Consider the following 21,778-nt stretch of genomic DNA (forward strand, 5'->3'; position numbering starts at 1 on the left):
AGCAGGATCTTGCGCACCGCGGTCCGGCCCGCGGGATTCGGTCGGGTGGATGTTTCGGCCCTCATTGGTAGGTCACTCTCCGCTCTCCGTACCGGGCCAACAGAATGGTGATCGTCAGGAGAACGACCAGCATGACCATTGCGGCGGCGGCGGCCAGTCCGGCATTCGAGGCCTGGAACGCCTGTTGATAGATGAACCAGCTCAGCGTGGTCGAGGACTGTCCCGGGCCGCCGCCGGTCATGACTGCCGTGACGTCGTACGCCTGGAACGCGCCGATGATCGATGTCACGACGAGGAAGTAGGTGACCGGGGACAGCAGGGGGAACGTCACGTGGCGGAACTGCTGCCAGCGGTTCGCGCCGTCCAGCGTGGCGGCCTCGAAAAGGTCGGTTGGCAGGTTCTGCATTCCGGCGACGTAGATGATCGCGCAGAACCCGATGCCCTTCCACAGGTAGACCATCACCAGCGCGTAGAGCGAATAGTGCGAGCTGGTCGTCCACTGCGGCGACGAGATTCCCAGCGGTTCGAGAAGGGCGCGCAGCAGCCCGAAACTCGGATCGAGCATGAACAGCCACAGCGCTGCGATCGCCGCGCCCGAGACGATGTGTGGGGCGAAGCTGAGGGTTCGTACCAGTCCCCGACCGGCCAGCCGTTGGTTCAGGACCAGGGCCGTGGCAAGTCCGCCCACGATGGCGCCCACCACGATGAGGACGACGAACTTCGCGGTGTTCAGCAGGACGTGGCCGAAGTCCGCACTGGTGAAGAGCTGGCGGTACTCATCGAGGCCGACCCAGCTCGGGGCCGGGGAGATCATGTCCCACGAGGTGAAGCTCAGATAGAGGTTGTAGATCACCGGCCAGTAGGAGAAGACCAGGATGAGCGCCAGGTTGGGGCCGGCCAGGGCGGCGAACAGCAGGTACTCCTTGCCGTGCCGACGCAGCGCGCGACGCAACCGCTGCCGCGGCGGGTTCGTCACGGGAGCCGGTGACCGGGTTGTGCGGTCGGCCAGGGCGCCGGTCATCGGCTGGCCAACCATGGTGGTCCGTTGCCGGCCCGCTCGAACATCGTTGCTCCTCGGTTCATGCAGCGCCTCGTTATCGCTCATCTGATCGGTTGGTCAGCGTCGAGTCCACCGATTAACACACACCTGCGCGATCGCGGGCAAGATGCGCGGCGCCTTGTTGTGGCAACCGCGCGCTAAAGTGCTCAGATGAGCGAATCGAGGCACGGCCCGGATGCGCCCCGGGTGGATCGCCGACGACTGCGCGGCAAGCACAGCCAGGCGCTGCTCATGGCTCGGGTCGCGCGACGCGCCTACCTCGACCAACGCACCAAGGTGCAGATCGCCGAGGAGCTCGGCCTCTCCAGGTTCCAGGTCGGGCGGTTGCTGGAGCGGGCGCGAGAGACCGGATTGGTCCGCATCGAGATCGGGCTGCCGGACGACGTCGAGTTCGACCTGTCCGGGCAGTTGCAGGAGCGCTTCGGGCTGCGCTACTGCGCGGTGACCGAAGCGCCCGACGAGTCGCTCCAGGCGCTGCGCACCAGCGTCGGCCAGGCGGCCACCGCGCTGCTCGAAGAGGTCGTCACCGACCGGGACGTGTTGGGCATCTCCTCGACCCGAGCCCTGATGGGACTGGCCGAACCGCCGTCCGGCTTCAGCAGGTGCCCCGTCGTGCAGATCACCGGCGCGGTGTCCCGGACGGATGCCTGGGACGTGATGGAGGCCGTGCGACGGTTCACCCGGGTCGGCGGCGGTCCCGCCTACCTGTACTACGCGCCGATGCTCTGCCCCGACAAATCGGACTCAGGCATCTACTCCAAGCAGCCCGACTTCGTTCGCTGCCAACGCCTGTTCGGGGAGCTGACGGTGTGCGCGCTCGGCATCGGCGCCTGGGGTGACGGGCTGTCGACGGTCCATGAGGCCGCCTCGGAACGCGATCGCGGGATCGCGGACGAGTCCGGAGCGGTCGCCGAGGTGGTCGGCTTGCTGCTCGACCAGGACGGCCGCCGACTGAACACCCCACTCGACGGCAGAATGATCGGCATCTCGGAGGCGCAGCTTCGATCCGTGCCGACTCGGATCGGCATCGCGTTCGACGCCCGCAAGAGCGAAGCCGTGCGCGCCACGCTCGCGTCCGGCCTGATCAACGGCATCGTGATCGACCGCGGCCTGGCCGAGGCGATCCTCGTCGAGGAGGCCTGACCCGGGCCCGGCGCACCGCGGCCGGGGCCCGCCGCCTGCGGGGGGCTTCGCGCCCACCCGCGCGGGCGCCTCCCGCCCCACCGGCCACCGTTGCCCCCGGGCCGGTCAGGGCCGGCCGGGCGCGGCCAGCAGCCGGTGGCGGTGCAGGTGACGGCCGGGGGTGCGCGAGCTGAGCTTGACGTCCCGGACGCGCAGCACCTTCGTCGGTGACATCCAGCCCTGCGACGGTTTGTGCAGCGCCCACCCGTCGCCGAGCGTCACCGCCGCGTGCTGCACCAGGCCATCCTGGCTGCGCCACACCAGTACCGTGCCGAGGTCGTCGTCGCTGCCGCCGGGCCGGGTGCGGTCGGCCAGCCACGCCTCGAACGGCTCCCGCTGCATCCAGATCCGTTCCGCGCCGGCCACCCCGGCGGCCGCCAGCACCGCACCGAAGCAGTTCGGCCCGCTGTGCGCCGGGAACCGCCCGGCCAGCGCCCGCGCCCCCGGCAGGACGGCACCGGCCGCGCGCCAGGTCGCGGCGGCCACGTCGCGGTGGCGACTCGCCCGCCGGCCGAACTCCACGTACCGGACGACCCGGGCCTCGGTCCGGTCCTCGTCGCGGGACGGCCAGCGGTGCGCGGCGGGCTGCCCGGCCCGTACCGCCGGCGGCAGCAGCCTGGCCTCTCGCCTGGTCAGCCAGGCGACCGCGGCGCCGGCCGGCTGGTAGAGCTCGAACGAGTCCCGCAGCTCGGGCGTGAGCCGTGCCGGCTCGTCGGCCAACCCCAGCGTGGCCGCGACCTCGGGCGGCACCAGGTACGGCTGGGCGTCCGGCATCAGCCAGCCACGCCAGCGGTGCCGCAGGTCGGCGTCCACGTCGATGCCCAGTACCCGCATGCCCGCCGACGCTACCGATGGGCGATTCCGGCGTCGATCGAGTTGCCCGGTCCGCGGCGTCAGCCGCCCCGGCGGTACCGGCGGGCCACCGGTACGAACGGGGGAACCCGTGCGGGTGGGTGACCCGGCGGCGTGGTGCGAGGTTCCGTACCGGGTGTGTCCGGATGCGGGTGAGGGCAGGCACAAACGTTCGCGATCACGGAGGGCTTCCCCCTACGTTCGTTGCTGTGCGTAGCGATCGACAACGACTGATGCGAGGTACGGCAGTCGCGACCGGGGCCCTGGCCGTGGTCGTCGGATTGCTTGGAGCGTGTGGGAAGGGCGAGTCGCCGGACACCAAGGCGGCGGCGCACCCGACCACCCAGGCGACCAAGCAGTCCCAGAAGCCGTCACCGAGCGTGTCCCCCAGCAGTAAGAAGCCGACCCGAGCGCAGCAACCGGCGAGCCGCGACAAGAAGCGCGTCACCAACCCGAAGGTGACGATGATCGGCGACTCGATCACGGTGCGTTCCACGCCGTCGTTGCAGGCGGCGATGCCCGGGATCACCATCGACGGCCAGGTCGGCCGGCAGCTGACCACCGCGCCGGGGTTGGTGCAGGCGCACCTGCCCTCGATGGGACGCAACGACGTCCTGGTCATCGCCCTCGGTACCAACGGCAACGGCGGCCTGTCCGACTTCAACACCGCGATCAGCGAGGCCGGCAACCGCAAGATCGTGCTGGTCAACACCGACTGCGAACGGCCGTGGACGGCGTCGATGAACCAGGCGATCCAGCAGGCGGTCCGCAGCCACTCCAACGTGAGCCTGGCCGACTGGCACGCCACCATCGCCGGCAAGGAAGGCGCGCTGCTCGTCGACGGGGTCCACCCGGACGCCCAGGGCCAGCAGATGTTCGCCCAGACCGTGGCGAACGCGGTGCACAAGGCGGTCAACTGACCGAGCCGGGCCGGCCGCCCGCGCGCAGCGCGCGGGGCCGGCTCGCCGCGGTCGCCCGCCGGAACCGACCGGCAGGTATCTTCGGCGCGTCATGACCTTGCGGGTTGGTGCCCGTGTCGGCCCACCGAGCCGGCCACCGACCCGCCTCACCACGCGAGCTGGGACGGCCGATGGATCACCTGACGGAGCGGATGCGGTACCGGCTGCTCACCGGGCCGGACGACGACGACTTCTGCGCCCGGGTCAGCGCCGCCCTGGACGAGGGCTACGAGCTGTACGGGTCGCCGTCGATCACCGCCCGCGCGGACGGCCGGGTGGTGGCCGCGCAGGCCGTGGTGCTCCCGGCGTACGAGGCGGTGCGGATCCGCAAGAGCGCCGCCAGCGCCGACCCGGTGAGCTGAACCGGGTCGGGCGGCACCCGGGCGCGGGGCCCGCTCCCGCTGGCGCGGGCTACTCGTACTGCTGCTCGTAGGCCTGGCGGGAGCCGCAGACGCTGGCCCGGCTGCACGAGCAGCGGCTGCCGTCGGCGTCCAGCCGGACGGTGACCGCGTCGCGCGGCACGCTGTGCCCGACGACCCGGCCCGGCCCCTGCTCGGTGTCGACCCGGCTGCCGACCGCCGGCGCCGTCTCCTGGAACCGCTGGTACAGCGGGTGCTCGTACTTCAGGCAGCACATCAGCCGGCCGCACGCGCCGGAGATCCGCAGCGGGTTGAGCGGCAGGTCCTGGTCCTTGGCCATCCGGATGGTCACCGGTTCGAAGTCGCGCAGGAACGTGGCGCAGCACAGGTCGCGGCCGCAGGAGCCGATCCCGCCCTGGACCCGGGCCGAGTCGCGCGCGGACAGCTGCCGCAGCTCGACCCGGCAGCGCAGCGTCGCGCCCAGGTCGCGGACCAGCGACCGGAAGTCGACCCGGTGCGGCGCGGTGAAGTAGATGGTGGTGTGCGCGCCGTCCTCGACCGACCCGGTGCTCGGCTCCGGACCGGTCAGGTGGTCGACGGCGACCACCTTCATCGGCAGCTCGTGCTCCCGGATCAGCTTCTTCGCGGCGACCTTCGCCTCGGCCTTGCGTCGCCGGACCAGCGCGTCCCGGTCCAGGTCGGCCGCCCCGGCGGGGCCGGCGAGCCGCGGAAACCCGGCGGTGTCCTCGCTGACCCACTGCGGTGCCCACACGCACTCGGCGACCTCGGTGCCGTCCTCGGTCGGGACCAGCACCTTGTCGCCGACCTGCGGCGTGAACTCGCCGGGGTCGAGGTAGTAGAGCCGGCCGTACCGGTTGAAGCTGACCGCGCAGAGCATGCCCACGCGAGCACCCTACGACGCCGGGTCGCTGCCGCGGGGCATCCGATCGGGTACTCCGTACGGGTGAACGCGCGTCACCGGCGCGCCGCCGGAAAGTTACCCGTAACGTCGGTGGAAGGATGTTTTCGCCGAAGAGGCCGGAGTTCGTACCACGGGTTCGTACCAGGCCCACAGGGGGTGCAGGTAGGCCGGGCCGCCCGAGCGGCGCACGATTCGGGTGAGCCCGGCCTTCCGCTTGTCGCCGGCCGGGACCGGGCCGCGGTGCGGCGCCGCACCGCTGGCGGGACTACCCGCGGCCGCCGAACGGGTCGGCGCCGAACTCCTGCTCGGCCAGCTTCTGCCGGGCCCAGTCGGCCGCGGTACGCGCCTGCTGGCAGGCGCCCAGGACGGTCCGGGACAGGTCCCGTGCGGTGAGGGTGCGCAGCGCCGCGTCCGCGATCCGCACGTCGTGGAACGCGCCGTCGGCGCCGACCACGACCTCCACCAGCCCGTCGCCGGAGCGGATCGTCACGTCGGCGTGCGCGACCCGGTCGGCGAGTTCGGTCCGGCGCCGTTCCAGCCGCCGGTAGTGCGCCACCGCCTCCTCGATCCACGCCTCGTCGATCTCGCGTGGCGGTGCCGTCGTCGCGGGCTCGTGGTCAGTCGTGGCCGGCATGGAACGCTCCCGAGTCGGTACCGGTGTCGTGGTCCGGGGTGCGCGCGGTCGGCAGCGCCGGCCGCGCGCTGGTGGTGGCCGGGTGCAGCTCCCGGCCGGCGGCGAGCACGGGTCGCAGCGCCGCGAAGCAGGCGGCGGCCAGGTCGGCGGCCGCGGCGGCACCGGCCGGCGCCCGGTCGAGCTCGTCCGCGCTGCCTGGCTCGGTAGCCGCCGGGCCGCCGCGCAGGGTGACCGCGGCCGGCGAGTTGCCGTACCGCAGGAAGAAGGAGACCAGCGCGGCCCGCAGCTCGCCGTACCAGCGGGCCAGCCGGGCACCGTGCTCGGCGGTGTCGAGCAGCTGCGCCGGCAGTTCGGCGCCGAGCGCGGCCGACACCGACGCCCACACCGTCTGGTACGCCCGCTGCCCGGCGCCGGACCAGCGCAGGTCGTCGCCGTCGGCCAGGACCGGTTCGGCCGCCGCGAGCACCGCCGTACGGTGCCGGGCCAGTTCGACCGAGCGCTGCCACACCGGCTCCGGATCGGTGTCCACGATGGAGCGGGCCAGCGCGCCGGGCAGCGCGCGAAACTCGCGCAGATCGGCGACGACCGGATGCTGCGGCGGCACACCGTACCGGCGCAGGGCGCGGTCGACCGTGGCCAGCAGGTCGGTCACCACCTCGGCGAGCCCGGCCAGCCGATCGGGCGGGAGCGATGCCGGCCGCCAGTCCGGCTGCTGCGTTCCGTATCGTGCCGGCCCGGCGATCACCGGGTCGGTTCCCCGGCGCGCCGGATCACCCGCGCGGTTTCCTCGTCGGCGTCGCGGTAGCGGCCGGCGGCGGTGCGCAGGTCGGTTCCGAGGTCGGCCAGCCGGTCGGCCGTGCCGGCCGCCGCCTCGTGCGCCTGCCACACCACGACGCCCCAGCGCCGGTGCAGGTCGGCGGCGACGTCACCGAGCGAACCGGGTGCCGTGCAGCAGGCCGGGGCGGGCCCGGTGTCCGGGCCGGCGGCGGCGCGGACCTGGTCGGCGGCGGCCATCAGCCGGCCGCCGAAGGTACCCAGGCCGACCGAGCCAGACTCGCCCACCGCGCACTCCTCACGCCCGCGTCGTCACCGTCCGCGCCCCCGCGAATGATCGCTGAGCGTACGGAAACGGTTGCGGCAGGCGCCACCCTTTGTAAATTCCCGACAGAACACTTGACAAGTCGTCAGATGCGGACGATCGGTCAGTCCTGGCCGCAGAAGCGGCGCCGGTACGCGACGGGTGCGGTCCCGAGCCGCCGGGTGAAGTGGTGCCGCAGTGCGGCCGCGTTGCCGAAACCGGCCCGCCGGGCGATCTGCTCCACCCCCAGCTCGGTCTCCTCCAGCAGGGTGCGCGCCAGCAGCACCCGCTGGCCGACCAGCCAGTCGTGCGGGGTGGCACCGGTCTCCGCGCGGAACCGGCGGGCGAACGTCCGGGGCGCCAGGTGCACCCGCGCGGCGAGCGCCTCCACCGTCAGCTCCTCCGCCAGGTGGGCCTGCATCCAGGTCAGCAGCGGCTGCAACGACTCGGCCGCCGCGGCCACCGGGACCGGCGTCTCGATGTACTGGGCCTGCCCGCCGTCCCGGTGCGGCGGCACCACCATCCGCCGGGCCAGCGCGGTGGCGACCGCCGAACCCTGCTCCTGCCGTACCAGGTGCAGGCAGGCGTCGATGCCGGCGGCGGTACCGGCGCTGGTCAGGATCGGCCGGTCCTCGACGTAGAGCACGTCCGGGTCGACCTTCGCGGTCGGGTAGCGGGCGGCGAGATCCGCCGCGTACATCCAGTGCGTGGTGCAGCGGCGGCCGTCCAGCAGCCCGGCCTCGCCCAGCACGAACGCGCCCGAGCAGACGCTGACCACCCAGGCGTTCCGGGCCGCCGCGGCGCGCAGCGCCGCCGTCAGCTCGGCCGGAACCGGCAGCGGGCCGGCCGGCGGGTTGCTGGCGTGGCCCATCGCGGGCACCGCCACCACGTCCGCGTCCGCCAGCGGGGCGAGGTCGTGGTCCGGCACGATCTGGTACCCGGACTTGCAGCGCACCGGCCGCCCGCCCGGCGAGCAGAGCGCGAACTCGTACGGCGGGAAGCCCTGCGCGGTGCGGTCGACGCCGAACACCTCGCAGATCACGCCCAACTCGAAGGCGGCGACGCCGTCCAGGGCCACCGCCGCGATCGTGCGCAGCATGACCGCCAGCGTACCGGCAGAAAATCGATGGTCAATGGCATTCCTGCCACTGGGCGACGGTCCGGCATGGGCCGAACATGGACCTGTCGATGGCCATCGGCAGTGCGGAAATCCCACCGGCGCTCGCTGCAGCGCCGGACCGACCCGGAAGAGGATCGTCATGCATGCACTGCTGTTCATCGTCGTCTTCGCGCTCGCCCTCGGCGCCGCCCAACTGCTCGGCTGGACCCGGGACAGCCGGGACTCCAACGACTGGCACGCCCCGGAGGAGAGGCCGGACCCCCGGCACAGCCACGCCGCGTGACCAGGGCCGCGGCCGTGCCCACCCCGGCGGCGCCACGATCGGCGCCGTCGGGCAGGCTGGATACATGGCTGCGGGCAAAGGCAACTGGTACGCCGACGACATCTCCAAGGTCATCGTCAGCGAGGAACAGATCAGGGAGAAGACCGCGGAGCTGGCCAAGCAGGTGGCGGCCGACTACGCGGACGTCGACGGGCTGTTGCTGGTCGGGGTGTTGAAGGGCGCGGTCATGTTCATGGCCGACTTCGCCCGCTCCCTCGACCACCCGGTCGAGCTGGAGTTCATGGCGATCTCGTCGTACGGCACCCGGGCCACCTCCTCCGGCGTGGTGCGCATCCTCAAGGACCTGGACCGCGACATCAGCGGCAAGCACGTCCTGGTGATCGAGGACATCGTCGACTCCGGGCTGACCCTGTCCTGGCTGCTCAAGTACCTGACCAGCCGGGGGCCGGCGTCGCTGGAGGTGGTGGCGCTGCTGCGCAAGCCCGACGCGGTCAAGGTCGACATCCCGGTCAAGTACCTCGGGTTCGACATCCCGAACGAGTTCGTCGTCGGGTACGGGCTGGACTACGCCGAGCGTTACCGCGAGCTGCCGTACGTGGGGCTGCTTCGCCCGGAGGTCTACGAGCGCTGACCGGTCCGCGCGGCCCGGTCTCACCGGCCGGGCCCGGCCTCGCCGGCCGTTCGACCCGCCCGGCCTCTGACCGGCCGGCAGGTCATTCACAGCACACCCTCAGTCGGTGAGATGCGGTCTGACCTGGGGATTTGGCGGAAGTTGCGCTGGTCACACGCGCGATATATCCCGCTTCGGGGCCGGTCCGGGCCCTCTGGCTCCGCGTTGGTGGGCTTCACGGTGTACCGTCGAATGACCGGGGACTAACTGGTTCACGCCGGTCGTCGACCGGCGAGTCGCAACGTCGGTGTGAGAGCGGGAGGGGCGGGGCGCGCTCGGCGGGCCCGCAACGGCATGGAGCGAACTCGATTCTTTCGTAGGCCGCTGTTCTGGGTCGTCTTGGTGATCCTCGGCGCGATCCTACTCAGCTCTTTGATCACCGGTGGCGACAATTACAAGAAAGTCGACACCTCGACAGCGATCGCCCAGATCAACTCGGGCAACGTCAAGAGCGTCAATTTCGAGGACAAAGAGCAGGTTCTGCAGCTGAACCTGCGCAAGGAATACAAGGGTTCCGGGAACGACAAGGTCAACTCGACGAAGATCGAGGCCAAGTTCCCGGCGCTGTCCGCGGACCGGATCTACAACCAGATCGAGAATCAGGTCAAGGCCGGCAAGGTCGACACCCTGAACGTGAAGGTCACCCAGGACTCGATCTGGATGCAGCTGCTGATCAGCCTGCTGCCGGTCGCGGTCGTGGTGGTGTTGCTGATCCTGTTCATGTCGCAGATGCAGGGCGGCGGCAGCCGGGTCCTCAACTTCGGCAAGTCCAAGGCCAAGCAGCTCACCAAGGACATGCCCAAGACGACGTTCGCCGACGTGGCGGGCGCCGACGAGGCCGTGGAAGAGCTGGAAGAGATCAAGGACTTCCTGCAGAACCCGGCCAAGTACCAGGCGCTCGGCGCCAAGATCCCCAAGGGCGTGCTGCTGTTCGGCCAGCCCGGTACCGGTAAGACGCTGCTCGCGCGCGCCGTCGCCGGCGAGGCGGGCGTGCCGTTCTACTCCATCTCCGGTTCCGACTTCGTCGAGATGTTCGTCGGGGTCGGTGCCTCCCGGGTGCGCGACCTGTTCGAGCAGGCCAAGGCGAACGCGCCGGCCATCGTCTTCGTCGACGAGATCGACGCGGTCGGCCGGCACCGTGGCGCCGGCCTCGGTGGCGGCCACGACGAGCGCGAGCAGACGCTGAACCAGCTGCTCGTCGAGATGGACGGGTTCGACACCAAGGGCGGCGTCATCCTGATCGCCGCGACCAACCGGCCCGACATCCTCGACCCGGCACTGCTGCGGCCCGGCCGGTTCGACCGGCAGATCGCCGTCGACACCCCGGACATGGAGGGCCGCAAGGCGATCCTGCGGGTGCACGCCCGCGGCAAGCCGTTCACCCCGGACGTCGACCTGGAGACGCTGGCCCGGCGCACCCCCGGCTTCACCGGTGCCGACCTGGCCAACGTGATCAACGAGGCCGCGCTGCTGACCGCCCGTGCCGGCGAGAAGGCCATCTCCGACGCCAACCTGGAAGAGGCCATCGACCGGGTCATCGCCGGGCCGGAGCGCAAGACCCGGGTGATGAGCGACAAGGAGAAGAAGGTCACCGCCTACCACGAGGGCGGGCACGCGCTGGTCGGCTGGGCGATGCCCGAGCTGGCGCCGGTACACAAGGTGACGATCCTGCCGCGCGGTCGCTCGCTCGGACACACCCTGGTGCTGCCGACCGAGGACAAGTACAACCAGACCCGCTCGGAGATCATCGACACCCTGGCGTACGCACTGGGTGGCCGGGCCGCCGAGGAACTGGTGTTCCACGAGCCCACCACCGGCGCCGGCGACGACATCGAGAAGGCCACCGGGATGGCCCGCGCGATGGTCACCGAGTACGGCATGAGCGCCAAGCTCGGCGCCGTCAAGTACGGCACGAAGGACTCCGAGCCGTTCGTCGGCCGCGAGATGGGGCACACCCGCGACTACTCCGACGAGATCGCGGCGGAGATCGACTCCGAGGTGCGCTCGCTCATCGAGATGGCGCACGACGAGGCGTGGGAGATCCTCACCGAATACCGCGACGTGCTGGACAACATCGTGCTGGAGCTGGTCGAGAAGGAGACCATCACCAACGCGGACATGGCCCGCATCTGCGCCCGGGTGAAGAAGCGGCCGCAGCTCGCGCCGTACAACGGGTTCGGCAAGCGGCGCCCGTCGGACAAGCCGCCGGTGCTCACCCCGGCCGAGGTCGTCGCGCTCAAGTCGCAGGCCGAGGCGGACGGCGCCGCGGCGCTGGCCGGCAGCGCCTCCCAGGACCCGTCCATGAACGCCACCGGGACCCCGCGCGACGCGGAGCCGCAGGACGACGTCCCCGGCGAGTCCCACGGCGGCCAGCCCGCCGCCGGCACCGACCCGGACTGGGGCCGCACCGGCCGGCAGTTCGGCCAGTCCGGTGGGCTCGGCGAGCAACACTGACCACCGCACAGGTTCGAGCCCGGCAGGCACTGCCGGGCTCGAACCATGTCGAGGGGAGAACGCGGTGAGCGAGGATCTGCAACCCGGCATCGACCACCTGGCGGCCCGGCTGATCGGCGGCGGCCTGGGTGGCGGGCCGGTGGAGAACACCGTCGACCTCGGCCGGATCGAGCGCGCGGTGCACGAGATCCTGCTCGCCATCGGCGAGGACCCCGATCGCGACGGGCTGCGCAAGACACCGGCCCGGGTGGCCCGCGCGTACGCGGAGATGTTCGCCGGGCTGCGGATCGACCCGACGCAGGTGCTCACCACCACGTTCGAGGCCGACCACGACGAGTTCGTGCTGGTCCGCGACATCGAGGTGTACAGCCAGTGTGAGCATCACCTGCTGCCGTTCCACGGCGTCGCGCACGTCGGGTACATCCCGGGGGCGCACGGACGGATCACCGGGCTGTCCAAGCTCGCCCGGCTGGTCGAGGTGTACGCGCGCCGGCCGCAGGTGCAGGAGCGGCTCACCTCCCAGATCGCCGACACGCTCACCGAGGTGCTCGACCCGCGCGGGGTGATCGTGGTCGTCGACTGCGAGCACCTGTGCATGTCCATGCGTGGCATCCGCAAGCCGGGCTCCCGCACCGTCACCTCCGCCGTCCGCGGGCACTTCGAGCGCTCCGCCGCCGCCCGCAACGAGGCCATGTCTCTGATCCTTCGCCACTGAGCACCGCCGACCGCTGCGTGGAGTCGTCGTGGCCGGCGCGGTCCCGAACCGTGGCCGTGCTCGCCGGGTCGTCAGAGCGCGCCCCGCTGGGCCAGCCAGATCACCACGATGATGCCGACCGCGAAGGCCAGAAACACCAGCGAGCGGCGCAGCTTGCCCGGCAGCGGCGCGACCGACGGCGAATCGTCACGGGGCTTGGGGTCACTGTCGCCGGCGCGTCCCAGTACGAAGGGGAGCGATACGTCCGGTCGATGCAACAGCTCCAGGGCCACCGACGAACCGGCGGCGACCCGCACCGGGAACGACATCGTGGTGTCGCCGCACGTTGCGGCGACCTCGTGCGGGCCCGGCCGGCAGGGATAGAGCCAGCGGCCCCGGCCGCCGTGCACGGCAGAGCCGTCGATCGTCACGGCGGGGGTGCCGACGCAGTCCGACTCCGACGGGCACAGGCAGTACCCGCGCAGCTCGATGATGCCCTGACCGGCCGGCGGCGCCGGGATGGCGACGCCCCACGGCACCTCGCGCGCGACGCGCACCGACTCCGCTAACGGCCGGGACACCGGCTCCGGATCTCGCGCCAGGTCGGACTGCCGGGCCGGATCCGGGCACGGCGCGGGCGGCACGCCCGGCGCCGGGGCGGGCGGGAGGTCGGAGTCGGGGTCTGGCCCGAGGCCGGGTTCGAGGTCGGACCCCGGATCCAGATCCGGGTCGGCGGCGCCGTGCACGGTGGACATGCGGGCCGCGTTCCAGTGCGGCCAGTGCGGGCCGAACGCGTGCCGGCCGTGTACCGCGACGGTGACAGCGGCCTCGACGTCGACGTCGACCGGAACGCTGCTCGTCCAGTCCCCGGCGATCAGGCGGAACTCGTGGCGGCCGGCGGGGAGCGGCACCAGCCACTGCCCGTACCCGAGCGTGCACCGGCAACCGTCGATGGTGACGACCGCCCGTTGCTCCGGCGAGAGCGTCGTACCGGCGGCGGCGGTGATGGCGGTGAACCGGAACTGCGCGCCGAACGACCGGGCGGCGGCCTCTCTCGTCCGGCGGGTACCGCCAACGACCACGGCGCGGCGGACGAGCGTCTTGCGACGTGGCCGGTACGGGCCGGGCGTTCGATGCCAGATCGCGCGGAACAGCAGCACGTCGAGGTGCACCGCCCCACAGCCGTCGGGTAGGTCCGGCGTCTCGCACCCCTCGGTGACCGGGGTCGCCGCCCACGGACCCGCCGCCGCGAACGCCGGCTGCCGCGCATCAGCCACGAGCATCGCTCCGTACCCGGACATCATCGTGTCGCCGAGTCGGACACCGGCGAGACCCGTTGCGCCGCAACAGGTATCGCAGGTCGCTCCGCCGTCGACCGCCCGCCCCGGTCACTCGGCGAGTTCCGTGGAGACGACCGCCGGCGCCTTCCCGCTCCCGCCGGCCCACTGCTGACCGCCCGAAACCAGGCCGCCGGCCGTCATCACCGCCGGCGCACCGATCGTGGACGCGTCGTTCAGTGTCGTCGCCGCCGTCTTCAGCAGGTCTCCGACGTCGTCCAGCAGTTTCGCGATCCGGGACACCTCGGCCACGGTCTGCTCCGTCTTCACCGCCGCCTCGACCGCCGCCTCGGTCACCGCCGCGGCCTCCGAGGCGCCGCCGGTGATCGGGGCGGCCGCCGCCCCGATCATCAGCCGGTTGATCACCAACTCCAGCAACTCGGTGATCGCGGTGACCACCAGCGCCTGCAGCGCCTGCATGATGGCGGCGCTCGCGGTCAGGATCGCCGAGACGGTGCCGATCTCCTTCCCGGTGTCGTCCAGGCCGACCACGAACGTGCCGAGCTTGTGCCGGGCCTTGCTGCCCGCATCGCCGGTCCAGTGCGCGAAGTCGGCCCGCGTCGCGTGCCTGATGTCGCCACCGAGCTGACCGAGCTCGCTCTGCACCTTCGCCCAGGCGCCGGCATGGTCGGAGATCCGCTCCGCGTTGCCCGTCACGTACGAGAGCAGGTCCTCCAGTGGCTGGATCAGGTCGATCACCACGGTCACCAGCGAACTCAGCACCCAGGCCTCGGGATCGGCCAGGAAGGTACCGACGTTGAAGCCGAGGTCGGCGACGGCACCCAGCAGCGCGCCGACGTCGGGGTTGTCGATGGCCCCCGCGCCGGCGACGAAGTCGGCCCAGACCGGCAGGTCGGTGTCGGCGTTCCAGCGGGTCACGCCGTCGGCACCGACGCCGTCCCGGCCGATCCCGCCGGACAGCGGGGCACCGGCCGCGGTGACCGAGTCCTGGCTGTCCAGGTCCGCGTCGGCGTAGCTTCGCCGAGCCCCGACGACGTTGATCGAACAGTCGGTGAGGAACTTCTCGATCATCTGGGTGTGCGTCTCGACCGCGGAGGCGACGTCCGCGTAGCGCTCGTCGATCCCGGCCGTCTTGCCGATCAGACCCCAGTTCCCGTACCCGTCGGACAGGTCGGCGCCGCGGGCGTGCCGGCGGATGCCCGTCGCCTGGGTGGCGAACCCGGTGAAGTGGTGCACGCCGCGGGACAGTTCGGTGAGGTCGACGCCGAGCGGTGAGGTCACTGCTGCTCCTTCCAGAGCTGCTGCGGGAGACCCGCCCGAACGTGTTCGGCGAGCTTCGGCCCGAGAAACTCGGCCGCCTTGTCGGTGTAGCTGGCGGATGCCGCGGCGGTGGCGGCCGCGCTCGCGGCGAGGATGGTGGCGGCGAGCTTGTCCAGCGGGTACTGCTTGGCTTTGGGGTTGAGCTTCAGGTCGCGCAGCGTGCCGGCCGGTGTCACGGTGACCTCGACGGCATTGTCGGGCGAGGTGGCCGACGCGGTGAGACCGTCGGTGCCGGCCCGGAACCGTTGGTAGCGCGCGATGGTGTCCTTCGCGGTGCGTTCGATCCGGGTCAGCGGGTCTTCCTCGGGCACGGCCACCTCCACGACGTCTCGTTGCCGGCCGTGACGGTATCGACACCGGTCAACACACGCCAGCGCGGTCAGTTCTCCGGAATGGTGAGGGCGCAGACCTTCCACCCGCCCTGGTCCCGCATCGCGAAGCTCCACCTCTGCTCGGGGTTGTTCGTCGACGAGCCCGACGCCGTCGTCTTCGCCCGGACCTGCGCGGCCACCAAAGCCCGGCCCCGGCGCTGCCACACCTTCCGCACCGACCACTCGTAGGTGAGGAACGTCCCCGGATTCTTCTTCTCGAACGTCTTGATCCGTCGGACGACGCCGTGGACCTTGCTCCGGACCGAAGCGTCGCCGCAGAGGTATTTGTCGGTCGCGGACGCATCGTGCTCGTTCAGCGCTGCGTCCAACAGCCCGTCCACTGCCTGTGTTGGGCTCACCTGATGGCCGGCCTGGTACGCGCTCCGGCCGATGTAGATGACGATGGTGGCGGCGAGGACGGCGATCAGGCACCCGAAGCCGGCGAGCAGGAAGAGCAGCAGCGACACCGGCGTACGGCGGAGTGGTGGCTTGAGCCGGCGCGGGGTCGACGGGGGCGCGCTGGTGGTGGGGGGTTGGGTCATGCTCACTCCGCCCAGGCGAGGTAGACGGGCACCTCGGTGCAGTCGGCCGGGCGCCCGGCGAACGCCCAGCGGTACCAGTCGGATTCGGCGCAGACCGACAGGCAGATCGTCCCGTCGTCGTTCTCGTACGGCTCGGAGACGGCACGCACGTCGCGGCGGGCCGTCTCGGGGGAGACGACGACGAGGCGGCGTCCGGTCAGCGCCGGCACGTCCCGGGCCGGTACCGGGATGCGCAGCGGCGGCGCGTCCAGGCTGACCAGCCGGGACAGCAGGTTGGCCGGCGGGTCGGCGGTGCCGGCGCCGGTGTCGGGCTGCTCGACCCAGACCCGCTCCACCGGTACCAGCGGTGCGAACACGTCGGTGTCGTCCAGCTCGGCGCGGTACCAGTCGTGTTCGGCGAGCACCGGAACGAACCGGCGGCCGTCCCGCTCGACCGGGTCGTCGGCGCGCAGGTCGTACCGCCAGCCGCGGCCGGGTGTGCCGGTGACGACCCGCTGCCCGCGCAGCGCCCCACGCTGCGCCGCGGGCACGGTGCGGACCGGCCCCGGCGCGGTCGGGAACCACAGGTCGGAGTCGGCCGGGCCGGTCATCGCGCCGGCACGGTCCGGTCGGTACTGGTCACCCCGCGATCCTAGGCGGTTTCCCGGTGCCTTCGGCGGTACGAGTCCGAGTGTCCGTGCCGGAGGCCGCGGCGCGTGACCATGCCGGGCGCGGCGGTGCGTGCCCGTGCCGGGCGCGGCGAGCAGCCGGAACGGTCAGCGGTGCCGCATCCAGAGGTTGGGTTCCTGGTAGCGGCCGTGGTCGGCGTCCCGGTCGATGTGCACCGTGGCGAGCGCCTGGGGGACCACGTAGTCGCCGGACTGCGGGAACGCCAGTTCGGTCCAGGACTCCCACTCGGCCACGGTGCCCTCGATGATCATCGAGCGCAGCGCCGGGACGAGTACCGTCGCGCCGAGTCGCTGGTGGGTGCGGATCCACGGATCGAGGTGCAGCCCGTCGTCGCGCCGCCAGGTGGCGAAGTCGGCCATCGACTGCAGCGGGTAGCGGGTCTTGAGCGTCGGCCGGACCGGGCAGATCACCGCGGTCAGCCCGGCTTCGGTGGCGCGCTCGCGCAGCGCGGTGAGCACCCGGCCGGCGAGACCGCCGCCCTGCCGGCCGGCGGCGACCGCGGCGGCCATGATGCTCAGCGTGTTCGGTGCGACGCCGCGCTCGTGGTCCTCGACGGAGCGCACCAGGCTCCCGTCGTAACCGTCCGGCAGGTCGGCGACGGTGCCGTCCCAGCGCAGCGGTACGCCCCAGGCGCCGGCGACGACGGCGCCGTCGTCCAGCAGCCGCAGGTCGAACCGGGGGAAGTACGTCTCCACCCGGCCGACGTACGCGCGGGAGGTCGGGTCGTGGAAGATGAACTCCGGCCACACCTCGCGCAGCGCCTCGGCGGTCTGGTCGTCGAGTTCCGGGGTATCGGCGCTGGTGACCACCTCGAAGACCATGCCCGCAGAGTACGGAGCGGGCGCCGCACCGACAACGCAGTTCCGGCGGTGCCGTCCGATGGCGGATCATGGGCGCATGCCCAGCACCCGACTCGTCGGTACCGACGATGCCGCCGCCCTCGCCGACCTGGTCGTCCGCAACCGGGACTTCCTCGCCCCGTGGATGCCGCTGCGCGCCCCGGAGTTCTTCACCGAGGCCGGCCAGCGCGCGATGATCGAGGACGAGCTGGACCGGTACGCACGGGGCGCTACCCTGCCGCGACTGATCGTCGACGACGACGGTGCCGTCATCGGTCGCAGCTACCTCAACGGCATCGTGTACGGGGCGTTCCGGTCGTGCAGCGTGGCCTACTGGGTGGACGCCGGGCAGAACGGCCGTGGCGTCGCGACGGCCGCGCTGCGCGAGATGATCCGGGTGGCGTTCGACGAGCTGGCCCTGCACCGGGTGCAGGCCGAGACGCTGCTGGCGAACGCCGGTTCGCAGCGGGTGCTGGCGCACTGCGGCTTCGTCCGGATCGGCACCGCGCCGGACTACCTCAAGATCGCCGGCCGGTGGCAGGACCACGTCCTGTGGCAGCTGATCGACCCGGCCGCCACCGACTGAGCGGCCAGCGGCGGGCCTCCGGTCGAGCGGGCGGGCGAATCCCCGGCGCCACCGAGGGTGCGGTCCCGCTCGACCCGTGACTCAGGACTTCCCCAGCGGAGCACCCTTGTCCTGCATGAACGGCACCGGGTCGATCGCGCCGTTGGACGACATGTCGTTGTGCAGGTGTACCTCGAAGTGCAGGTGCGGCCCGTCCGCGTTGCCGCTCATCCCGACGTGGCCGAGCACGGTGCCCGCCGACACCGTCTGCCCGACGTGCACCAACGGCCGGGACACCATGTGGCAGTACCGGGTGTTCACCCCGTCGGCGTGCCTGATCTCGACGTACCAGCCGCAGCCCGGCGTGCCGGCGCTGCCGTCCTGGTCGCAGTTGCCGGTGCTCGGCTCGCACTCCGCGGTGATCACCAGGCCGCCGGCGGCCGCCCGGATGTCGCTGCCACGCGGTGCGGCGAGGTCGACGCCGTAGTGGAAGAAGCCGCCGCGCGGACCGAACCCCGAGCTGATCGGCGCCCTGACCGGCTGCACCCAGCCGGACGCGGCGATCTGCCCGTTCGCCGCGCAGGTACCGGGGGACTGGCTGCCGGACGCGTCCGCCGCGGTCCGGGCCGCGCCGCCGGTCAGCGCGTTCACCAGGTTCGTCGCGTCGCCCTCCCACTTCGCGTACGCGTCCGGGTAGGCGCTGCCCTGCACCGCCTGCGCGGCCACGGTCAGCGAGTCCTGCTGCCAGCCGCTGGTCGACAGCAGCTTGCGGTAGAACTTCTTCGCCGAGGTGGCCGGGTCCATCAGCTCCTTGACGGTCCCCCAACCGCCGGCGCCCTCCGGCGGCTTCGGCCGCTGCTGGAACAGCCCAACCGAGTCGTGGTCGTGCCCGACCGCGTCGTGCGGCAGGGCCATGCTGTGCGCCTTGACCAGCGGGTACAGCGGGTTGTCGTTCGCGTAGACCTTCAGCCCCGACTCCTGCAGCGCGGTCGCCACCGCGATCACCCAGCCGCGCGGCGGCACCTTCATCGCGACGCCGGCCTTGATGATGTCGTACGCCCGGCTGCGTTGCGCGTCGGTGTAGCCGGACACCGCGGGCAGGTCCCGGTACGCGCGGAGGTGCTGGCCGCAGCCGGTCAGGTTCACCGCCGGGGTGTCCGGCTGGTTGAACAGGCCGGACAGCGCGACCGCGCCGCCCAGCCCGCAACACAGCAGGACGCAGGTGGCGGCGATCCCGGCGACCACCCAGGCCCCGCGTCTGCGCCGGCTCATGACGCCGGCGCCCAGTCGATGCCGTCGACCAGCCAGCCGTTGCCGTCGCCGAGCAGCCGCAGGGTCAGGGTGCCGGAGTCGCACGGCACCGCGACCTGCGCCCAGTGCGCGCCGTGGGCGCCGAGCTTCGCCGCGCCGGTGCGTCGCTGCGCCGGTACCGTGGCCGGATCCATCGTGCCCAGCTCGCCCGCGAGCTTCTCGGTGGCGTACCTCCGCAGCGCGGCCCGCCAGGCCTTCGCCGCCCCGTTCGAGTCCAGGTACGCGGTGCTGAACGAGGTGGCGACCGCCACCGGCCCGGCCTTGCCCGCCGGGACCACCGGGCTCGGCGTCGGGCGGGCGCCGGTCGGTCCGTCGTTCGGCGCGCCGGACTCGGTGGCGCCGGCACCCGCCGGCGCACCGCCGGCCACCGGTGCGCCGCCGTCGTTGCCGGATCCGCCGCCGACCACCCCGGCGAGCCGGCCGACCACGACGATCACGATGATGAGCAGCGCGACCAGCCCGGCGAGACCGTACCGGCTGGTGACGAACGCGAGCACCCGGCGCATCTGGAACTCCCGTCAGGATCTGCTGGTCACGGGTTTCTGGACCGGTTGGCGTCGGCGCGCTCGTAGCCGGCGAGTTCCCGGTCCACCGACCCGGTGCTCTCCGAGATCCGGGCATCGGCGCGACCGACGCTCGCCGCCAGGTCGTCGTAGCTGTCGCTGCCGTCCGCGTACCGGCCGGTCTCCGGCACCCACACCTGGCTGTCCCGCCGGCCCGCGCCGCGCGGCGCACCCGCCGGTTCCGGGGTACGGGGCGCGTCCGTCGACCGGTCCGGCGCACCACCGGGCGGCGCACCCGCCGGATCCGGGCTGTTGCTCGGCGCATCGGGTACCGCGCCGGGCGCCGCGGGCTGCTGGCCGTCGCCGTCCGCCTCCGCCGGCTTGCCGCGCTTGCGCTTGCCCTGCCCCTCGTCGTCCTGGGCCTCGATGTCACCCATCACCGCGGCCCCCGCCGCGCCGATCGCGACACCCTTCAGGTCCGAGAAGAACCGCCGGTGCCACGAGCCGATGTGCGCGATCTCGCCGATCGGCGACTTGCCGCCGAGCTGGGTGATCCGCCGGAACGGCCGCAGCAGCAACCAGCCGACCACGCCGCACAGCCAGACCAGGGTGATCTGCAACCACCCCGGCAACGTCGCCGTGTTCATGATCAGATCCACCGCGAACAGGTAGATCGACGCGCCGGCACCGAAGATGACGATGTTGAAGATCGCCGCCACCACGATGTTGATCAGCCGCTTGAACCCGGCACTGGCCGGCCGCAGGATCGCGATCGTGCCGATCACCGGGATCGCCACCACCGCCCACCGGAAGATCAGGAACCCGAGAATGATCAGCAAGGACGCCGCGATGTCGAAGAAGGCGAACGCCAACGCGCTGATGATCGCGATCAACCCGGCGCCGACCCGGGCGCTGCCGTCCTTGCCCTGCAGGTAGTCGTACGCGTCCGGGTCCTCGGTCTTGATCTGCTGAGCGATCCGCTGGAAGTTCTCCGCCTTCTGCTTCAGGATCGTCTGCCGCTGGCTCGGATGCCGCTGGATGTCCTTGGCCTCCTGCCAGCTCAGGGCGGAGGACTCGTACAGCGCCATGCCGTACTTCTCGGCCGTCGGGCTGGTGGCCGACCCGAGCGTGCCCCGCAGCCAGTTGTTGTACAGCACGGCCTGGGTCGCGGTGTCGCTGGCCCGCACCGCCGGCTCCCGGTGGTCCTTGCACAGATCCGGGTCGTAGGGGACGCCCGGCGGGCGGTCCCGCTGAGCGTTCGGGCACTGCGCCGGCGACAGGTTCTTCGCCTGCGGGCCGACCGCGTCGTGCACGATCCCCAGCGAGGTCAGCAGTGTCTTGTCGGCAAGGTGCGCGGACACCATCGGCCACGCCGCGACCGCGGTGACCACCACCATCACCAGTACCGCCCACCCGGCGGTGGTCAGCGCGTCGCTCATGTTCGCCTGCCGGGAGCGCCACAGCAGGTAGAGCCCGACGATAGCGATCGTCACGACACCGAAGACGGTGAACACCTTCTGGTAGATCGCCTTGGTCGCGCTGGTCACCAGCTTGTCCGCCCAGCCCCACATGCTGCCCGGGTCGTACGCCTTCTCCCGGAAGGCATCCGCGGCGCCCACGATGCCGGTGGCCACCATCATCTCGCCGTTCGCGATGGTGGTCGTGGTGGAGGCGGAGGACGGCAGCACCGAACCGTTGCAGTCCGGGTGGTAGAGCGGGTAGTCGTAGCCGGAGTAGCCGTAGGACGAGTAGAGCCCGGTCACGCCCGGCTTGACCTTCGGATTCGAGGCGAACCATCCGCCGAAACCGCTGTCCGGCGCGCTCGGTGTCGGAATGCCCATGCAGTCACTGATGGTGGACGACGCTGCGGGCAGCTTGTTGATGCAGTGCTGCAGTTGACCGTTCTTCCCCGCCCGAAGCCAATCGGCTGCACTGCACTGGTCCGGTGCGGCGCTGGCGGGTTGGGCGGGCCAGAAGAGTACGGCGGTGGCGGCGACCAGGATCGTCAGCACCAGCGAGACGAGGCGCTCCCGGCGGTGTGCCGGCCGGGTGGGATCGAGGCCCGCGCCGCGGGCCAACCGGGCGATCATGAC

The 21,778-nt window shown here is 71.9% G+C and carries 23 protein-coding genes and 1 pseudogene; 8 read left to right on the top strand and 16 right to left on the bottom strand.

Translation table 11 applies throughout. The annotated features are described in order from the left end of the window. Nucleotides 1–61 precede the first annotated feature (61 nt). Nucleotides 62–1,105: a carbohydrate ABC transporter permease gene (locus Athai_RS00665; RefSeq protein WP_203959654.1), complete on the bottom strand. Its 1,044-nt coding sequence runs from the start codon at nt 1,103–1,105 to the stop codon at nt 62–64. A gap of 105 nt (nt 1,106–1,210) precedes the next feature. On the opposite strand from Athai_RS00665, the gene Athai_RS00670 reads away from it, so the two are divergent. Further along, the gene (locus Athai_RS00670; RefSeq protein ID WP_203959655.1) at nt 1,211–2,203 is read left to right on the top strand and encodes a sugar-binding transcriptional regulator; all 993 of its coding nucleotides are present in this window, start codon (nt 1,211–1,213) and stop codon (nt 2,201–2,203) included. A 105-nt stretch (nt 2,204–2,308) separates the two neighbouring features. Here Athai_RS00670 and Athai_RS00675 read toward each other — a convergent pair whose 3' ends face one another. After that, nucleotides 2,309–3,076: a hypothetical protein gene (locus Athai_RS00675; protein ID WP_203959656.1), complete on the bottom strand. Its 768-nt coding sequence runs from the start codon at nt 3,074–3,076 to the stop codon at nt 2,309–2,311. 251 nt (nt 3,077–3,327) lie between these two features. Between Athai_RS00675 and Athai_RS00680 the strand changes: the two genes are divergently transcribed. Together Athai_RS00680 and Athai_RS00685 are read left to right on the top strand one after the other, a co-directional pair. Beyond that, nucleotides 3,328–4,014 (top strand): SGNH/GDSL hydrolase family protein, encoded by a 687-nt coding sequence (locus tag Athai_RS00680; RefSeq protein WP_203959657.1) that lies wholly within the window; start codon nt 3,328–3,330, stop codon nt 4,012–4,014. 170 nt (nt 4,015–4,184) lie between these two features. Further along, nucleotides 4,185–4,415 carry a DUF1737 domain-containing protein gene (locus Athai_RS00685; RefSeq protein ID WP_203959658.1) on the top strand — a complete coding sequence of 77 codons (231 nt, stop codon included), beginning with the start codon at nt 4,185–4,187 and terminating at the stop codon, nt 4,413–4,415. A gap of 49 nt (nt 4,416–4,464) precedes the next feature. Here Athai_RS00685 and Athai_RS00690 read toward each other — a convergent pair whose 3' ends face one another. The 5 genes from Athai_RS00690 to Athai_RS00710 all read right to left on the bottom strand — a co-directional run bounded on the left by Athai_RS00690 (nt 4,465) and on the right by Athai_RS00710 (nt 8,145). Beyond that, entirely contained in the window at nt 4,465–5,316 is an 852-nt protein-coding gene (locus Athai_RS00690) for a PSP1 domain-containing protein (RefSeq protein WP_203959659.1), read from the bottom strand. A 283-nt stretch (nt 5,317–5,599) separates the two neighbouring features. Then, complete coding sequence (locus Athai_RS00695; RefSeq protein WP_203959660.1) at nt 5,600–5,968, bottom strand: YbaB/EbfC family nucleoid-associated protein; 369 nt, start codon at nt 5,966–5,968, stop codon at nt 5,600–5,602. Further along, nucleotides 5,952–6,713: a hypothetical protein gene (locus Athai_RS00700; protein WP_203959661.1), complete on the bottom strand. Its 762-nt coding sequence runs from the start codon at nt 6,711–6,713 to the stop codon at nt 5,952–5,954. Before Athai_RS00700 ends, Athai_RS00695 begins: the two co-directional genes overlap by 17 nt. Further along, the gene (locus Athai_RS00705) at nt 6,710–7,030 is read right to left on the bottom strand and encodes a WXG100 family type VII secretion target (protein WP_203959662.1); all 321 of its coding nucleotides are present in this window, start codon (nt 7,028–7,030) and stop codon (nt 6,710–6,712) included. The genes Athai_RS00700 and Athai_RS00705 overlap by 4 nt, the downstream gene beginning before the upstream one ends. A 140-nt stretch (nt 7,031–7,170) precedes the next feature. Then, nucleotides 7,171–8,145: a GlxA family transcriptional regulator gene (locus tag Athai_RS00710; RefSeq protein ID WP_203959663.1), complete on the bottom strand. Its 975-nt coding sequence runs from the start codon at nt 8,143–8,145 to the stop codon at nt 7,171–7,173. A 160-nt stretch (nt 8,146–8,305) separates the two neighbouring features. Between Athai_RS00710 and Athai_RS00715 the strand changes: the two genes are divergently transcribed. The 4 genes and pseudogenes from Athai_RS00715 to folE all read left to right on the top strand — a co-directional run bounded on the left by Athai_RS00715 (nt 8,306) and on the right by folE (nt 12,288). Continuing rightward, nucleotides 8,306–8,449 carry a hypothetical protein gene (locus Athai_RS00715; protein WP_203959664.1) on the top strand — a complete coding sequence of 48 codons (144 nt, stop codon included), beginning with the start codon at nt 8,306–8,308 and terminating at the stop codon, nt 8,447–8,449. Between the two features lie 64 nt (nt 8,450–8,513). Continuing rightward, on the top strand, nt 8,514–9,080 hold the full coding sequence (gene hpt, locus Athai_RS00720; protein WP_203959665.1) for a hypoxanthine phosphoribosyltransferase: 567 nt from the start codon (nt 8,514–8,516) through the stop codon (nt 9,078–9,080). Nucleotides 9,081–9,413: 333 nt separating this feature from the next. Then, nucleotides 9,414–11,435: pseudogene (gene ftsH / locus Athai_RS00725) on the top strand (ATP-dependent zinc metalloprotease FtsH); the annotation flags it as partial. A gap of 202 nt (nt 11,436–11,637) precedes the next feature. Further along, nucleotides 11,638–12,288, top strand: coding sequence for a GTP cyclohydrolase I FolE (gene folE, locus Athai_RS00730; RefSeq protein ID WP_239156627.1), 651 nt, complete (start codon nt 11,638–11,640; stop codon nt 12,286–12,288). Between the two features lie 71 nt (nt 12,289–12,359). Here the strand turns inward: folE and Athai_RS00735 are convergent, their stop codons facing one another. From Athai_RS00735 to Athai_RS00760, 6 genes are all read right to left on the bottom strand, one after another. Then, on the bottom strand, nt 12,360–13,544 hold the full coding sequence (locus Athai_RS00735; protein ID WP_203959667.1) for a hypothetical protein: 1,185 nt from the start codon (nt 13,542–13,544) through the stop codon (nt 12,360–12,362). Between the two features lie 111 nt (nt 13,545–13,655). Next, the gene (locus Athai_RS00740; RefSeq protein ID WP_203959668.1) at nt 13,656–14,846 is read right to left on the bottom strand and encodes a hypothetical protein; all 1,191 of its coding nucleotides are present in this window, start codon (nt 14,844–14,846) and stop codon (nt 13,656–13,658) included. Beyond that, a complete protein-coding gene (locus Athai_RS00745; RefSeq protein ID WP_203959669.1) occupies nt 14,843–15,208 on the bottom strand; it encodes a YbaB/EbfC family nucleoid-associated protein in 366 nt (121 codons plus the stop codon). Before Athai_RS00745 ends, Athai_RS00740 begins: the two co-directional genes overlap by 4 nt. Nucleotides 15,209–15,264: 56 nt before the next feature. After that, entirely contained in the window at nt 15,265–15,798 is a 534-nt protein-coding gene (locus tag Athai_RS00750) for a hypothetical protein (protein WP_203959670.1), read from the bottom strand. A gap of 2 nt (nt 15,799–15,800) precedes the next feature. Next, a complete protein-coding gene (locus Athai_RS00755; RefSeq protein WP_203959671.1) occupies nt 15,801–16,388 on the bottom strand; it encodes a hypothetical protein in 588 nt (195 codons plus the stop codon). 165 nt (nt 16,389–16,553) lie between these two features. Next, a complete protein-coding gene (locus Athai_RS00760) occupies nt 16,554–17,288 on the bottom strand; it encodes a hypothetical protein (RefSeq protein ID WP_203959672.1) in 735 nt (244 codons plus the stop codon). A gap of 76 nt (nt 17,289–17,364) precedes the next feature. On the opposite strand from Athai_RS00760, the gene Athai_RS00765 reads away from it, so the two are divergent. Then, nucleotides 17,365–17,892 carry a GNAT family N-acetyltransferase gene (locus Athai_RS00765; protein WP_203959673.1) on the top strand — a complete coding sequence of 176 codons (528 nt, stop codon included), beginning with the start codon at nt 17,365–17,367 and terminating at the stop codon, nt 17,890–17,892. A gap of 81 nt (nt 17,893–17,973) precedes the next feature. Here the strand turns inward: Athai_RS00765 and Athai_RS00770 are convergent, their stop codons facing one another. The 3 genes from Athai_RS00770 to Athai_RS00780 are packed head-to-tail and all read right to left on the bottom strand — an operon-like array spanning nt 17,974 to nt 21,775. Beyond that, the gene (locus Athai_RS00770; protein ID WP_203959674.1) at nt 17,974–19,143 is read right to left on the bottom strand and encodes a M23 family metallopeptidase; all 1,170 of its coding nucleotides are present in this window, start codon (nt 19,141–19,143) and stop codon (nt 17,974–17,976) included. Continuing rightward, on the bottom strand, nt 19,140–19,688 hold the full coding sequence (locus Athai_RS00775; RefSeq protein WP_203959675.1) for a hypothetical protein: 549 nt from the start codon (nt 19,686–19,688) through the stop codon (nt 19,140–19,142). The genes Athai_RS00770 and Athai_RS00775 overlap by 4 nt, the downstream gene beginning before the upstream one ends. A gap of 26 nt (nt 19,689–19,714) precedes the next feature. Further along, a complete protein-coding gene (locus Athai_RS00780) occupies nt 19,715–21,775 on the bottom strand; it encodes an MFS transporter (RefSeq protein WP_203959676.1) in 2,061 nt (686 codons plus the stop codon). Nucleotides 21,776–21,778: the final 3 nt, after the last annotated feature.

The organism is Actinocatenispora thailandica (genome assembly GCF_016865425.1).
Classification (GTDB): domain Bacteria; phylum Actinomycetota; class Actinomycetes; order Mycobacteriales; family Micromonosporaceae; genus Actinocatenispora; species Actinocatenispora thailandica.